We start from the raw sequence: 14,889 nt of genomic DNA, 5'->3' as shown, positions 1-14,889 counted from the left end.
GTTAGAATGGTTGCTTCGTAGTTTTTTATAGCTTATTTAAACAAGTTTGTTAGATTCTGTGTTGCTTTGTTCGTTTCTTGAATCAGCTGTGCTAGTTGTTCTCTATTTTCCGTCTGTGATTGAACAGTAGCAGAAATTTCTTCTAACGATGCAGAAGCCTGTTCTAAAATCGCTGCGAAATCATTCACTGCGCCTTCGATAGACCCGGTTTCCTGATCGATTGTTGATGCAACAGATCCAAATGCGTGAACCTGCTCTTTTAATTGTGTGATCGATGTTTGAATCGATTCAAAGATGGATTGGTTCTTCTCCGTTCCATCAATGTTTTCATCCATTTTGCTTGCGACAACTGTCATTTGCTCTTGTGTTTCTAGATTATTCACATGGATTTGATTTAAGTTTTCCGAAATTTGTACAGCGGTGTTATCCGTTGTTTCAGCTAGCTTTCGAATTTCTTCTGCTACTACGGAGAAGCCTTTTCCAGCCTCTCCTGCACGTGCTGCTTCAATGGAAGCATTCAGGGCAAGAAGGTTGGTTTGTGACGTAATTTCTTGAATCGCTTGGATCGAGCTTAAGGAAGACTCGATATTTTCACTTAGCTGTTTCATGTTGCTTTCCGTTAATTGGATAAACTGCTTGAATTCGTTCATTTGATCACTTAAAACCTGTGACTGGGAACGACCTTGATCAATTTGGCCAGTCATTTGCGTGGTGAAGCTTGTGATTTGCTCGACTTGTTCGGTCATTGCCACTACTTGCTTCGCTGTCGTTTCAATGGCAACAGTAATATCACTAATCGCATTTCCTTGGGATTGCGTTCCAGAAGCAACTTCTTGAATCGCTTCATTAATTTCCTTGTTGACTAGCTTCTCTGCCTCTGATTGCTCTTCAATCTTATACATGTTACTCGCAATTACGTCGGAGTTCTCTGCAAGAACAGCGCTTCGGCCCGCTTCTTGTTGTAGCTTCTCTTCCATAGCAATTTGAGAGGTTGCTAGATTTTTCTCCAGTGACCCCATGATTTTTTGTTGGAAAAATAATACGATAATAGCTAATGAGAATAGTAATAGATACGTGTAAATATCCGATGAATAGATTTCCCCATTAAACGCAAAGGCGAAAATTAGTAATCCTACTCCACATACTACTCCAATGGCATAAAGTATGAGATTCATGTAAAGCGCAGAACATATTAATAAGAAGTAGATTAAGGATAAATTGTTTTCAGAAGGACTAATTAAGATGATTGCTCCTAATAGTACTACTAAGCCGATGATGGATACATAAGCGATTTGCTTGGTTAAGCGTTTTGTTATGTGGAAGAAGGCAATTGCTGCACATAATAATCCGCCACCAATCGCGATTGTTAAGATAAGCTGAATAGATTTTCCAAGACCAATTTCAACGACGGTACCTAACACGACCGAAAGAATTAGCATGGCTAAAATGATTTTATTTTTTCTTCGTAAAGTTTCGATGTTTAGTTGTTCGATTGACATGTATAAGCTCCTTTAATTTTTCTATCGCTATAATTTTATCAGAAAAATCTCGAAACGAATATCATTTATAGGCTAATATTCTTAGGTTTGGACAAATATAGGTGAAATTAACTATATGGAATTGGCTCGCCAATGCTAAACTAAGAATAGTTAGAAAGTTAAACGTGATGCTGGAAGCTGAAAAAAGGAGCGGGAAAGAGATGCAGTTTAAGAGTTGGGGATTGGGTGTACTGGTTTTATTGCTCATTGGTGCTTGTTTCTGGATTGCTTTTAAAATACAGGAGGAGCAGGATCCGCTATTGCAGCCTGAGGACCTTGACCAGACGGAACAACTGGAAAAGGAACGAATTGCAGAATTCTTCGCTGATCTTAAACAGGCATATGGTTATTTGTATACAGATGAAGATAATGCGTACCAACTGTTTATGAAAATCGATGAGGCATTTCTTGAGGGTGAAATTTCAGGCACGCTTCTGGTGGTGATGGATACAGGGGAATCGATTACCTATGATTGGAACGGAATCACGGACGGGAACATGATTGAGGTCTTTACGACTGTTGATGGGGAATCCGTTAAGCTGGAAGGTGATTTCTTAGGGGATGCTAGTAGTTTTAACCTGTCATTTTGGATGGCGGATGAAAAGGTGTTGTTTGAGGCAGTAACGGAGGATGAATATGAGGAGCGGTATGAGGGGTATTTGAATCGGGGGGAGTAACTAAACTAAACATCAGCAGATATGTACTAGTATTTCACGGGTTTTAAGGGAGGAGATACAAATGAAAAGGTCTGATTTTTTAGGAGCGACGTTGTTAATTTGTGGCGTTTTGCTGTTTGGAATCATACATCTTGCCATTGCTAATTACGCTCCGAGCATGCTTGGGTGGGGCGGCAACACATTAGAGAAATTCCAACAAGCTCGTGATGAAACTATGGTCAATGTCCCATATTTTTTAAGTATTGCTTTTATGGTAATTGGTATAGTTCTACTGTTTTTTAAAGAGTTTAAAAAGATCGTTGCTTATATGACAAAGAGTAATTGAAACAGGGAGTTGAAGGAATGGCTAAATTATTAGAGATGAATGCAAAGAAATTTTCTTTAGTAGTATAGGTGTTGTTAACAATTAGCTTATCCTTCATATTGTCAGGAATTGGCCTTTGGGAACCTCAGGAACATTGTTTATGGATTTATCATTATAGCGTCTCTTAGCATTAACTTTAGACATAGAGAATCAGAAGAGTCATTTTTAAACTACCTCATTGCGGCTCCAACTGCATTGTTTATGGTTGTGATAATTGAAAACTTATCTACACCTTTAACAGTTTCAATCTTAATATCACTTCTAATGTTAGTTCCGATTCACTTCTTGGAAAAATATATCCGGTATTCTTTAGTTTAAAAATAGTAGGACTTTCTTGGAAATTAATCTTTTTTTAGTTTAAGGACATGAGGGGTACAAAATGGATATTTCCGAAATAATCATTTTCATGCTTGTATATGGCGGTCTATTTCTATATACATTACAAACAATGGCTTCAAATAATAAGATATTGGTTAGAGTAAAGTCGGCACTTCTGATAATGTTATATGTCTTTATTGCTACAATTATTTGGTCCACATATAAAGGGGAAGAATATCATAGCAACGCCCATGGCGGATATGTATCGACTAGTTATACGGGGGAAACTATTCTCATGATAGTTGGTTTAAGTGTCTATAGCCTAATCTTAATAGGCTATAGTATTTTCCTGAAAAGAAAGAGGCGTACGATAGATTCCCAGAATACAAGTAACAGTGATAGGTTACTAATGAGAAGATTCTTAACCGTATTGTTAGCAATTATAGTGCTGGCAGCTTTTCTTTCTTGGATTTTATACGTCCCACATTCTCAGCGTTACCCTAATGGCTACTATTTTGGATTCTTTGAAACAATAATTATTGTCATTATTTATGCTACGCCGATTTATATTGCAGGATTGCCAATTTCGATTGGTATCGATCGATTACTTGCAAAAATTAATAATTCTTCAAGATTACTACGTTATGTTTTGGGGTTAAGTTTGTATTCCTTGGCAGGTTTACTAGTAAGTGTTATTTTGCTTATATTATTTGATCAAAATATCTATACGCTAGAGATTGTTCCTTTTGCATTATGCTGTGTTGTAGCATCGAATCTTTATTATCATCTATTTATGTTGGTTTCTAGAATAAAAAGAAATAAAGACTTTATACTTAACAATGATTCAAGGTGATATAAAATGTCATTTTTCACGTTAAATAAACGGGTAAGTTAATAACCGCAAATGAAAAGGCATGGTCCCTCCATGCCCTTTCGCTATATGCTATACAGCCGATTCCTTATTGAACTACTCGCTTACTAAATAAATAATTCTTAGACCAATAAGGGTTTTGTAAAACATCTTCGGTAATCGTTACACCTTTAGACGTTGAAGCGTGGATCATATTCCCATCTCCCATATAAATACCTACATGTCCAACCCGTCCATCTGAGTATAAATCAGGCGTGGTAAAGAACATTAAATCGCCTTTTTGAAGTTTCGATACGTTTGTGCCGATTGACGCCTGATCTCTTGATACCCTCGGTAGTTCCACACCGTTATTTAAAAACACCAATTGTGTAAAGGAAGAACAATCAAATAAATTAGGCGCTTCTTCTAATGTTGCACCGAATTTGTATTTGGCACCAATATATTTTTTCGCTTCCGTTATTAGTTTATCGACTAAATTTGTACCACTTGGCTTTTGGTTTATTTTTGGCTCCTGGTGTTCTTTTTCTGGTTCGCGTTCCTGTACTTGGTCTTTTGGTGGTAATTTTAATTTCTGCCCGATATAGATGGTATTAGAAGTCAGATCATTTACCGCTTTTAACAATTCAACGGTTGTATGATACGCTTTCGCTATTCTCCATAATGTATCACTTTTTTGTACGAGATGATAATTCGCTGGTGTTGTTATTCGGATGGAACCGTCTGATTTTTGAAAGGTAATATCAGCATTAAATAGGACACTTGCACTTGATAATGGTAAATACCCAGTCTTATCTACATCTGTCCATAATGGCGGTTTGATATTGATATACCCATCTCCGCGTTTTGCTTTAGTACCACCCATGGTAACTCTTATCATAGTAGATCCGTCTGTTAGTTGATAGGTTTTGGTGTCTTTTTCAAAAATAATGTGGTTATATCCCAATATCTTGGATATGTAGATAATGGGAACATAATACTCTCCCTTATATAGCGTTGGATTGATACCATTTACAATCTTTCCATTAACATATACTCCTGCAGTAGGTACTTGTTTAACTTCTGCGTCGACTGCATCAGGATGGGAGAATAACGTGGAAAAGACCAATGCTATTGCTAGCAACAAATATAAACTTCTTACTTTCAACCTCATATGACATCTCCTTTTAAGATAGACTGTACATATTACTATTTGTTAGTAAGGAATATTTATACCAATGTGAAACAAGGACTAACCCCCTTTAGTTGTAGAAGGTTATCAATAGTAAAGTAATCTTTTCCGTTGATCCAGATTTCAAAAATCTTGTTGGAATATTATGTTAGTATTGGGTTATGGGTTATTGTGCTAACGGAGCAGTTTTTTAAAAAATGAGACTTTACAGTGAAGGAGAATATTAGATGGTTAAAGACACTTTGTTATTTTGGATGTTTTTTGTGATATTTCTATTTGTGAGTTATCATTTTTACTTTTACTTTATCAGTCAGATATTGGTTGATTTATTTCAATCGGATGTAATGGATGTTGTCTTTTTTCCAATTATATTTATTCCTTTATCCGCTGTGTTGGCAGGAATAGCAAAGAAGTTCTTCCTCTCAGGTAATCCTAATTAGAATAACCCAATTGATTCTTATTACAAGGGGGATATAGGTTGCAAAAGTGCGAGAAGTGTCACACCAAATTTAAATGGATTGAAATTTATAAGCATGAATGGAAGTCGTTTTGGAATAGAAGCATATTAAAATGTAGAATGTGCGACACAGAACATGTTATAAGTACAGAAGCAAGAATTATAAGCTCAATTTTAATGTCGTTCGCGGCACTAACAAGCTTATCTTTGGTGTTATTTTGGTTAGATACATTCGATATTCTATCACTTTTCTTGTTTTTCTTAGTTAATCTAGTGTTCTGTGCTGTTGTCTTTACAATACCTCCATTCTTATTTAAGTTTCATTCCAAATATCATTCCAATTATAAGGTTTTAAAATAATTGAATGATGTCATTGTAGATATCAATTGTTAGAAACAAGCTGGAAGTTAATTTAAGATGATTAATACTTATTGCGCTAACAGGGCTGGATAGAGAAACATCAGCAAATGAACAATAAAGGGGAGCTATTAGAAGCATGAACAAAATAAATAGGTTGCTTTTAGCGGTATCCTTCATTCTAATTGTAGGTTGCTCAGAAATGAATTCGGGTGGCCTAAAAGAGCAACGGAAAAGTCCGAGAGATATATATAGAAAAAGGAAATTCAAAAGAATAATAACCGCATGTTAAACTTACGGAGCAAGGTAGTTGAAGAAAAGGTGTACCTTGACAATTGTATGTAAACAACTATAATGGATATTATAGAGTCATATAGTCTTTAATTGTGAAAGAGGTTGAAAACATTGAAGTATTCTAAGGCGACTAATTATGCGCTTCATACAATGTTAAATTTAGCTTTGTCAAACTCATCCAAACCCATTGGTGTACAGACACTAGCAGAACAGCAAAATGTTTCACCAACTTACTTATCTAAAATCCTAACTAAGCTTGTAAAGGAAGGAATGGTTTCTTCTGCATCTGGAGCAAATGGTGGATATTCATTGACAAAAGGTTGGGAATCCATTTCTTTTCTAGATATTATTTTTGCAATTGAAGGAAAGTCGTCATTGTTTGAGTGCGGATTAGATCATGGCCCGAACTGTCGGATTCAACAAGTAATGTTGAAATCAGAAGAAAAAATGGAAGAAGAATTAAGAAGACAAACCCTAGCTGGTTTAGTTCAGACATCTAAATAAAAAATGATGTCTTTTTTTATCTTTTTATTATAGATATAAAAGGTCTTTAATGTAAGTGATTAATGCGTTTAGTAATTAATCTAGATAATAAAGGTATTTAATTAAAAGGAGTGTATACAATGTTAGATTGTGTAATTGTCGGTGGAGGTCCAGCTGGTTTAAACGCTGCACTTGTATTAGGTAGGGCAAGAAGGAGAGTTATTTTATTCGATAATAACTCTCCGAGAAACGCAGTGACCCAAGAGTCGCATGGATTTATTACTAGAGATGGAATTAAGCCAAAAGAATTCAGGGAAATTGCTCATCAAGACATAGCCAAGTATCCTTCCGTCAGGGTAAGAAATGAAAAAATTACAGATGTTAAAAAAACGGGAAATATTTTCGAATTAGTGACCGAAAAAGGTGAATCTATTAACGCGAAAAAGGTTGTTTTAGCGACTGGTCTCAAAGAAATCCATCCATCAATTGAAAAAATCATGGATTTTTATGGGAAAAGTCTCTTCAGTTGTCCATATTGTGATGGCTGGGAGTTGAAAGACCTTCCACTTATGGTTATTTCAGAGAGCCCATCTGCTATTCATATGGCTAAAATAGTTTACAATTGGAGCAAGGACTTAATTGTTTGTACAAATGGGAAAAAAACATTTGGCCCAGAGCAAAAAGACATGTTACAAAAAAAGGGAATAAAAGTATATGAGCAAAATATTAAATCGCTTGTTGGTCGAAATGGAGATTTAGAAGCTGTAATTTTTGAAGATGATGAAGAGGTAAAGAGGAAAGGAGGATTTGTGACACCTGAATGGATTCAAGCCACCACTTTCGGTTATTCTTTAGGGTGCGAAACACACGAGCTAGGTGGAATCAAAACAGATCAATTTGGTAGAACAAATATTGAAGGGCTCTATGCTGCTGGTGATACATCCGTTATCGCTCCCTCACAAGTGATTATTGCAGCGGCTGAAGGGAATAGAGCCGCAATAGGAGTAAATACAGACCTATCTCAAGAGGTGTTTAATTAAGATATTATAAATTATGTGAAACAAGGTTAGTGAAACAACAAATGTCTTAAGCGAAAAGAACCGTCCACAAGGTTTTGATTTTTTCTATAATGATCACTAAGTACTTTAAAACTTTATTGAGGGAGTGTCACATGGAAAATAACGTCTTTGAACAAATGGCAAAAAGATATGATACAGCTGAAAGAATGGAATTAGCTAACATTATAGTGAAGGAAGTTAGAACAGAATTACAAAACAGTCAATCTAAATCCTTATTAGACTATGGAAGTGGTACTGGTCTAATTGGTTTAGCGTTATCGGATTTAGTAAATTCGATCTTGTTAGTAGATTCTTCAGAACAAATGGTAGAGGTTGCGAAAGCTAAAATTTCCCAAAGAGGAATTGCTAACGCAGAAGTGATGCATTCTGATTTTACCCAAGGAACTCCTCAGCATAAAGCGGACATAGTGTTAATGTCGCTAGTTCTTCTTCATATACCGGACACTACTAAAATCTTACAAGAATTGTTCAATAGTTTAAATGATGGTGGCAAGTTAATTATTATCGATTTTGACAAAAACGATAAAATTAATCATCCGAAAGTTCATAACGGTTTTTCGCATGAAGAACTGAAGGAAAGATTAGCCGAAGTTGGATTTAAATCAATTGAAATTAGGACATTCCACCATGGAAATCATATTTTTATGAATCAAGATGCCTCGATGTTTATATCTAGTAGTGTGAAGTGATTGATATTTTTGTTTACTATAGTTGTAATTAATTAATAAAGAGGTAGGGATATATATGAACTTTGTATTCGATGTAGACGGGACACTTTGTTTTGATGGCAAGCGTATTGATACGGAAATAATTGAGGCACTGCAAGAATTAAAGTTAAGAGGGCATCAGGTGATTTTTGCTTCAGCTAGGCCGATTCGTGATTTATTACCTGTCATACCAAAAAGCTTTCATGATGGCCTATTGGTCGGAGGAAACGGAACATTTACTTATGAACATGGGAAAATTCGATCGACACATTTTGAACAAAACCTTTTAGACAAACTCAACTCTCTCATTCATCACCATCAATTAAAATATTTAGCAGATGGTGATTGGGATTATGCTTATACAGGTGATAGTGCACATCCTATTTATCAAAATATCGATAAAACTAATTCAACTAATATACCATTGGGAGAGTTAAGACCAGTCTGCAAATTAGTCTTATTCCAACCAAATGAAGAAGTGTTAGAACTGCTTAAAACATTTCCAGTCACAGTAACACATTATAAAACTGAGCATGCAATCGACATTAGCCCTCTAGGTATTAATAAAGTTAGTGGACTCGATAAGTTGAATATTCAACAATTTATTGCCTTTGGAAACGATAGTAACGACCAATGCTTGTTTGAACATGCCATACATAGTGTATGCGTCGGAAATAATGACGTGAAACGGTATGCGAAAGAAAACATTGAACGAGCAGAAGTTGCAGGGAAAATTCGGGCATTAATGGAAAACTATCATGTGGGTGAAAGCATCACATCGAATTTTGTTAAAAGTTAATAAAGCATTTCATAACGTTAAATGACTTGACGATTTCATTGCTTAAATGGAGGAGAAAACATGAGTCTGTATTTCCAAAGTCTCGCAAATGTACTTAAAAATAATTTTATGTTAGTCCTCATGGCAGCCGTTTTATTGGTTATGACATACTTTATATGGTTTGGTGTTCCTATTTTTATCATCGGGAGTGCCGTTGCGGATGTAACATCTAATTTGTTCATTATACATGTTTGTGTTTCCCTTTCAGGAGGGATCCTGTTTTCGTTGTACTTTGTACCGTTCAATCTGAAAGTTGCTAAAAAGGTAGCTGATTTAAAACATGGTAGTGTCATGCATTCTTTTATCCGTATTGAAATAGTTTGGATCGTTGTATGTGCTTTGATTTTTGAAGTAGTAATTTGTATCGCTATTTACGCTTGGGGAATCTAGGTCAAATAAGGAAAGCTTAAGGTGATCAGCGTAGGGTCACCTTTTCAATTAATCTAAATTCAACTAATGTTTTCGAAATATTATGTTATTATTTTAGGTAGAAGGTTAGCTAAAGGAGTATATCATAAGATTATTTATGGGGGGGATTTTGTGGAGGTTTTCGGTTTTATGGGATTCACTTTTGGAGCGATGGGATTTACTTTCGGACTTATTGCTTTTACGACGGCAGTGACGAGTACAAATAAATTAAAAGAAATGGAAAAGAGAATTGAAGATTTAGAGGAAAAGTCATAGTAGAGCGTCGAAGTTAAATTTAAGTTTCTCTTCATTTTACATAAAGATTATCAACTAAATCCACATCTATTCATAATAGGGGGGATAAAAAATGACAATTTTCCGTAATCCACAAGTTATTCTTTTTAGTCCAGATGTAGTTAGATTAGCTAGATTCTATGAAAGTCTGGGGTTTACCGAGACCTTCCGAGTGCCAAAAGAAGGCGAACCGATACATGTTGATTTAGTTCTTGATGATTACAAAATAGGTATCGCATCTGTAGATTCAACACGCGATGATCATGACCTAGATCCCTTGTCTCACGGGCAGCGCGTTGCGGTGATTTTATGGACCGAGGACACCGCTGCGGCATTTGAACCGATCATCTCAAAAGGTGCTGAAGCCTTGGCCATTCCGCACAAATGGCTTGATCGACTACTCATTGCTTGGGTTGCAGATCCGGACGGTAATCCAATTCAAATTGTACAAAATCTCTAAAAAAAATAAATAACATACGTTTAAAGGGGTAATCAAAGACATGTTGACGATTAATGTTGATTTAGTTCAGAATTTAATTAAAGAACAGTTCCCAGAGTGGTCCAATTTAGAAATAAAGGCCGTTAAAAACGGAGGACACGATAACAGAACATTTCATTTAGGTGAAAATATGAGTGTCAGATTACCAAGTGGTGAAGGGTATGTGTCTCAGGTGGAAAAAGAACATACATGGTTGCCGGTGTTAGCTAAGCAGCTTTCCCTACCAATTTCTAAGCCGCTTGCCAAAGGAGAACCAAATAAGGATTATCCATTCCCTTGGTCCGTTTACAAATGGTTAGAGGGTGAGACAGTAACCCATGAAAATATAGTTGATAAGAATCAATTTGCAAAGGATTTAGGGGGATTTTTAGTAGAGTTACAGTCTATCGACGCAAGTGGTGGTCCATATGGAGGTTTACATAATTATTATAGAGGGTGTCCATTAACTGAATTTAAATTTAATGAATGGACGTTGTCATCTCTTGAAACCCTAGGTAATTCCGTGGATCGAGAAAAGTGTCTTGAAATATGGAATAGGGCAAAGTCTACTGAGTGGATGAAAGAGCCTGTGTGGATACATGGTGATGTTGCTCCTGGTAATCTTCTTGTAACGAATGGTAGATTATCAGCAGTTATTGACTTTGGTGTTATGGCTGTAGGGGATCCTGCTGCTGACCTTGCCATGGCTTGGACATTCTTTGATGATAAAAGCAGAGATGTTTTTTTGAATTCCATCGGACTTGATGAAGATACGATAGACCGAGCTAGAGGCTGGGCTCTTTGGAAGGCGCTTACAACCTGTGTGTGGGAACCTGAGGGGTCAGAAGCTATTAAGCAGGCTAAGAACGTTATTGATGTACTTGTGAATGAATAATTACTGTTTTGAAGCAGAACTAAAATTGTCTGAGTTCTAGATGCTGAAAGGGTGGTTTTAAATTTGGAATTTAAGGATTTTACAGCAGTTCAAGTAAGAATAGCTAGACCTACTGATAAATTTGAAGAAGTTATTGATTTTTATCAAAATGGCTTAGGACTTCAACAAATAGAACAATTTAATGGAGGGGGATATGAAGGAGTTATATTTGGCCTGCCAGATGTTAATTATCACCTAGAATTTACCCGTCATATGGATGGTAGTCCTTGTCCTGCCCCCTCAAAGGATAATCTTTTAGTTTTTTATATAACTGATAAAAACGAAATAGAAACAGTATCGGAACGGTTAAAGAATTTGGGGTATCCAGAGGTTGAACCAGAGAATGGATATTGGAAAGAGCTAGGGATAACAGTGGAAGACCCCGACGGTTGGCGAATAGTATTAATGAATAGGTCTTATGTCTAATAAAGTGATGTTCTTTAATGCTGCGTTCGTATTAGGACTTTTATGTATTTTTATTGTGGTATATTTCATGAAAACAGAGAAAGGTGGAAACTTTGAAAGAAGTGGTCTTAACATCATCATTTTTGTGTTGAGTTTGATTTCATTACTCTTCTCATTGAAGCTATTTTGGAATATAGCGATATATGTTGATGAGTCCGGATCCTCGCCAAGCGATGTATATGGTGGTGACTTCTGGCTTTATATGGCATGGTTGCGATTGGCTCTACTCGCAATAATTACGTTCCTTTCTGGAATAAAACTAATAAAACGTCAAAACCTGTCCATAATGGGAACCTTGCCTGTCGGGAATTATTTCTCTACAGGCTTTTTTGGTCATTTAGTAAAGATGCAAGTAAAATGCGACATGACATTGGAAGATACTAAGTTTCAAATAGTAAAACAGATGGCCGATTCACCCAAGGTAGCGAAAAAATTGGAATCACCAATTTTTAGCTTTTGAAATAGGTGAAAAAATAAGGAATAGGATTATGATTTTCTCATGGCTATCAGCTTCTAATTTGCCCTTTTAAATACCGTATAAATAAATTTAAAAAATTTTTTAAAAATATGGTTGACATTTCTGCTATTCGGTAATACTATGTAGTAGTAATAAGTAATACCGAATACTTGTGATACAGAATACTGAAAAAATGAAAATACAGATGGGTGATGAAGATGGAAAATATCACAGAGATGCTGAAAGGTGTGCTCGAGGGTTGTGTGCTTGAAATCATTAGCCGCGGCGAAACATATGGCTATGAAATTACACAACATCTTCGGGAACTCGGCTTCACAGACGTAGTGGAAGGCACGGTTTATACGATTACCATGAGGCTGGAGAAGAATAAGTTAGTGGAAATCGAGAAGAAACGATCGACAGTCGGACCACCGAGAAAATTTTACACACTAAATGAAGAAGGTCAAAAGCAATTAGAAATGTTTTGGAGTAAATGGGAATTTATCGCTAGCAAAATGAACGAACTTAAAACGAAAGAAATTAAAAGGAGATGGTAACATGAGTTTTTTAGAAAAAATTATTGGTAGTTTGGATGAGAAGCGGGAATGGAAGGCGATGGAGGCTCGCGCGAAGGCACTTCCGGAAGAGTACCATAATGCGTATAAAGCGATTCAGAAATATATGTGGACCTCTGGTGGTGTAACGGAATGGAAGGACATGAGCCGTGTATTCACTGGTATCATTGAGCTCTTTGAAGAAGGCGCAGCGGATGGTAAGAAGGTCACTGATCTCACAGGCGAAGATGTTGCTGCTTTCTGCGACGAGCTAGTGAAGGATACGAAAACGTGGCAGGACAAATACCGCGCGAAGTTAAACGATACGATTGGCCGTGAGTAAAGGTAATTAAATAACGAAATACAATAGGTTATTACGACTGAATAGCAGGTTACAGCAGGGTGCAAATGTGAATGGCTACCTTCACTATTCAGTTCTATTTTTACCCCAGTACTAAGTGATACAGATTATCTGTATTGCTAAGTAGGGGAATAGAGGATTCAAGCACCACAAGGCACTCAACCGGATAATGATTCCACTTTGTTAGAAGGAGAACATCTCGTGAGCGACCTTGCAGTGCACATTATAAGGAGGAAAAAAGTATGCGTAAAGCAGTAATTTCTGTAAAAGGATTAAGAGAATCCTTTAAAGACAAGGAAGTGTTAAAGGGAGTAGATTTTGATGTGCAGCAAGGTGAGATTTTTGCTTTGCTAGGCTCAAATGGAGCAGGTAAGACAACAACGGTCAACATCATTTCAACCCTGTTGAAGCAAGATGGAGGCGAAGCGAGTATTTGCGGCTATGACGTCCAGCGAGATCCGGATCAAGTTCGACAACGTATCAGTTTGACAGGGCAGTTCGCAGCACTAGACGGAATGCTTACAGGACGGGAAAATCTGATTCTGATAGCTAAACTGCGGGGCGTTTCCAATCCCGCTCAAGTTGCTGACAATCTGTTAGCAAGATTCAGCTTGACTGAAGCTGCTGACCGCCGGGCTGACGACTATTCCGGTGGGATGAAGCGCCGTCTCGATATCGCCATGAGTCTGATCGGGACGCCTCCAGTTATTTTTCTCGACGAACCAACAACAGGGCTTGATCCTGAGGCGCGCATTGAAGTTTGGAATACGATTAAAGAGCTTGCTAGTGGTGGGACGACGATCTTACTAACAACCCAGTACCTAGAGGAAGCAGAGCAACTGGCAGACCGAATTGCCATCTTACATGGCGGAAAAATCATCACGACGGGTACCCTAACGGAACTTAAGGAAATGTTCCCGCCGGCGAAAGTGGAATATATCGAGAAGCAGCCGACATTAGAGGAAATTTTCCTCGCAATCATCGGCAAAAAGGAGGAGATTGTAAATGAAAAGTAGAACAGGAGTATTACTAGGTCGTTTAATGCGCAACATCATGCGCAGTCCTGACACAATTATCACGGTGGCAATTACACCGATTATGATGATGCTATTGTTTGTCTATGTATTTGGTGGAGCGATCGATTCAGGCATGGACAATTACGTCAATTATTTGTTGCCGGGAATATTGCTAATCACGATCGCATCCGGTGTTGCTTATACGTCATTACGACTGTTTAATGATGTAAAGAGCGGACTGATGGCACGCTTTATTACCATGCCAATCAAGCGCTCATCTGTATTGTGGGCGCATGTGTTGACCTCACTCGTTTCCAACTTGCTGACTGTCGTGATTGTTATCCTAGTAGCGCTCTTAATGGGCTTCCGATCCAGTGCTACTATCTTAGATTGGTTAGTGGTAGCGGGAATAATTGTACTGTTTACGCTAGCACTAACATGGCTGGCAGTCATCCCTGGATTGACAGCGAAATCGATGGAAGGGGCAACGGCTTATTCGTACCCGCTGATTTTCCTACCGTTTATCAGTTCGGCGTTTGTTCCAACCGATAGCATGCCGACAATTGTCCGTGTGTTCGCTGAGAACCAACCCGTGACTTCCATCGTGAATGCCATTCGTGCCCTTTTATATGGAGGAGCTGTTGGTAACGATATCTGGACTGCACTTGCTTGGTGCGTAGGTATTATGGTCATCGCATATTTCTTTGCTAGTAAACGGTTTAAAAGTCAGGTAGGATAAGGACACTAGAGGATATGGAAATTGCATGAAAT

21 protein-coding genes are annotated in these 14,889 nt (G+C 37.3%); 19 read left to right on the top strand and 2 right to left on the bottom strand.

From position 1 onward, the window contains the following. Positions 1-32: 32 nt before the first annotated feature. Positions 33-1,499 carry a methyl-accepting chemotaxis protein gene (locus JF53_RS14380; RefSeq protein ID WP_047980214.1) on the bottom strand — a complete coding sequence of 489 codons (1,467 nt, stop codon included), beginning with the start codon at positions 1,497-1,499 and terminating at the stop codon, positions 33-35. A gap of 200 nt (positions 1,500-1,699) precedes the next feature. Between JF53_RS14380 and JF53_RS14375 the strand changes: the two genes are divergently transcribed. The 3 genes from JF53_RS14375 to JF53_RS17775 all read left to right on the top strand — a co-directional run bounded on the left by JF53_RS14375 (position 1,700) and on the right by JF53_RS17775 (position 3,750). After that, positions 1,700-2,215, top strand: coding sequence for a hypothetical protein (locus tag JF53_RS14375; protein WP_047980215.1), 516 nt, complete (start codon positions 1,700-1,702; stop codon positions 2,213-2,215). Positions 2,216-2,276: 61 nt separating this feature from the next. Then, on the top strand, positions 2,277-2,540 hold the full coding sequence (locus JF53_RS14370; RefSeq protein ID WP_047980216.1) for a hypothetical protein: 264 nt from the start codon (positions 2,277-2,279) through the stop codon (positions 2,538-2,540). 418 nt (positions 2,541-2,958) lie between these two features. Continuing rightward, positions 2,959-3,750, top strand: a complete 792-nt coding sequence (locus JF53_RS17775) for a hypothetical protein (RefSeq protein WP_201777914.1) — start codon at positions 2,959-2,961, stop codon at positions 3,748-3,750. Between the two features lie 106 nt (positions 3,751-3,856). Here the strand turns inward: JF53_RS17775 and JF53_RS14360 are convergent, their stop codons facing one another. Then, positions 3,857-4,918, bottom strand: a complete 1,062-nt coding sequence (locus JF53_RS14360; RefSeq protein ID WP_083443644.1) for a C40 family peptidase — start codon at positions 4,916-4,918, stop codon at positions 3,857-3,859. A 245-nt stretch (positions 4,919-5,163) separates the two neighbouring features. Between JF53_RS14360 and JF53_RS14355 the strand changes: the two genes are divergently transcribed. The 16 genes from JF53_RS14355 to JF53_RS14285 all read left to right on the top strand — a co-directional run bounded on the left by JF53_RS14355 (position 5,164) and on the right by JF53_RS14285 (position 14,857). Next, on the top strand, positions 5,164-5,376 hold the full coding sequence (locus JF53_RS14355; RefSeq protein WP_047980217.1) for a hypothetical protein: 213 nt from the start codon (positions 5,164-5,166) through the stop codon (positions 5,374-5,376). Between the two features lie 38 nt (positions 5,377-5,414). Then, on the top strand, positions 5,415-5,753 hold the full coding sequence (locus JF53_RS18080) for a TIGR04104 family putative zinc finger protein (protein WP_047980218.1): 339 nt from the start codon (positions 5,415-5,417) through the stop codon (positions 5,751-5,753). A gap of 402 nt (positions 5,754-6,155) precedes the next feature. Then, positions 6,156-6,548 (top strand): Rrf2 family transcriptional regulator, encoded by a 393-nt coding sequence (locus JF53_RS14345; protein WP_047980219.1) that lies wholly within the window; start codon positions 6,156-6,158, stop codon positions 6,546-6,548. Between the two features lie 119 nt (positions 6,549-6,667). Then, positions 6,668-7,567 (top strand): NAD(P)/FAD-dependent oxidoreductase, encoded by a 900-nt coding sequence (locus JF53_RS14340; protein ID WP_047980220.1) that lies wholly within the window; start codon positions 6,668-6,670, stop codon positions 7,565-7,567. 131 nt (positions 7,568-7,698) lie between these two features. Next, positions 7,699-8,295 carry a class I SAM-dependent DNA methyltransferase gene (locus JF53_RS14335; protein ID WP_047980221.1) on the top strand — a complete coding sequence of 199 codons (597 nt, stop codon included), beginning with the start codon at positions 7,699-7,701 and terminating at the stop codon, positions 8,293-8,295. Positions 8,296-8,350: 55 nt separating this feature from the next. Beyond that, entirely contained in the window at positions 8,351-9,112 is a 762-nt protein-coding gene (locus tag JF53_RS14330) for an HAD-IIB family hydrolase (RefSeq protein WP_047980222.1), read from the top strand. 60 nt (positions 9,113-9,172) lie between these two features. After that, positions 9,173-9,541, top strand: coding sequence for a hypothetical protein (locus tag JF53_RS14325; RefSeq protein WP_047980223.1), 369 nt, complete (start codon positions 9,173-9,175; stop codon positions 9,539-9,541). Between the two features lie 150 nt (positions 9,542-9,691). After that, a complete protein-coding gene (locus JF53_RS17725; RefSeq protein ID WP_169750795.1) occupies positions 9,692-9,835 on the top strand; it encodes a hypothetical protein in 144 nt (47 codons plus the stop codon). A gap of 91 nt (positions 9,836-9,926) precedes the next feature. Then, entirely contained in the window at positions 9,927-10,313 is a 387-nt protein-coding gene (locus JF53_RS14320; RefSeq protein WP_047980224.1) for a VOC family protein, read from the top strand. Between the two features lie 40 nt (positions 10,314-10,353). Continuing rightward, on the top strand, positions 10,354-11,226 hold the full coding sequence (locus JF53_RS14315; protein ID WP_047980225.1) for an aminoglycoside phosphotransferase family protein: 873 nt from the start codon (positions 10,354-10,356) through the stop codon (positions 11,224-11,226). Between the two features lie 63 nt (positions 11,227-11,289). Then, positions 11,290-11,691 carry a VOC family protein gene (locus JF53_RS14310; RefSeq protein ID WP_047980226.1) on the top strand — a complete coding sequence of 134 codons (402 nt, stop codon included), beginning with the start codon at positions 11,290-11,292 and terminating at the stop codon, positions 11,689-11,691. A 67-nt stretch (positions 11,692-11,758) separates the two neighbouring features. After that, on the top strand, positions 11,759-12,190 hold the full coding sequence (locus JF53_RS17770) for a hypothetical protein (protein ID WP_201777913.1): 432 nt from the start codon (positions 11,759-11,761) through the stop codon (positions 12,188-12,190). A gap of 215 nt (positions 12,191-12,405) precedes the next feature. Next, complete coding sequence (locus tag JF53_RS14300; RefSeq protein WP_047980227.1) at positions 12,406-12,744, top strand: PadR family transcriptional regulator; 339 nt, start codon at positions 12,406-12,408, stop codon at positions 12,742-12,744. A gap of 1 nt (position 12,745) precedes the next feature. Beyond that, positions 12,746-13,084, top strand: coding sequence for a DUF1048 domain-containing protein (locus JF53_RS14295; RefSeq protein ID WP_047980228.1), 339 nt, complete (start codon positions 12,746-12,748; stop codon positions 13,082-13,084). A 260-nt stretch (positions 13,085-13,344) separates the two neighbouring features. After that, positions 13,345-14,118 carry an ABC transporter ATP-binding protein gene (locus tag JF53_RS14290; protein ID WP_047980229.1) on the top strand — a complete coding sequence of 258 codons (774 nt, stop codon included), beginning with the start codon at positions 13,345-13,347 and terminating at the stop codon, positions 14,116-14,118. Further along, entirely contained in the window at positions 14,108-14,857 is a 750-nt protein-coding gene (locus tag JF53_RS14285; RefSeq protein ID WP_047980230.1) for an ABC transporter permease, read from the top strand. The genes JF53_RS14290 and JF53_RS14285 overlap by 11 nt, the downstream gene beginning before the upstream one ends. The last annotated feature ends 32 nt before the right edge of the window (positions 14,858-14,889 follow it).

Source organism: Ornithinibacillus contaminans (assembly GCF_001038425.2).
In the GTDB taxonomy this organism is placed as follows: Bacteria; Bacillota; Bacilli; order Bacillales; family Amphibacillaceae; genus Ornithinibacillus; species Ornithinibacillus contaminans.
This window is presented reverse-complemented; position numbering and strand designations above follow the sequence as displayed.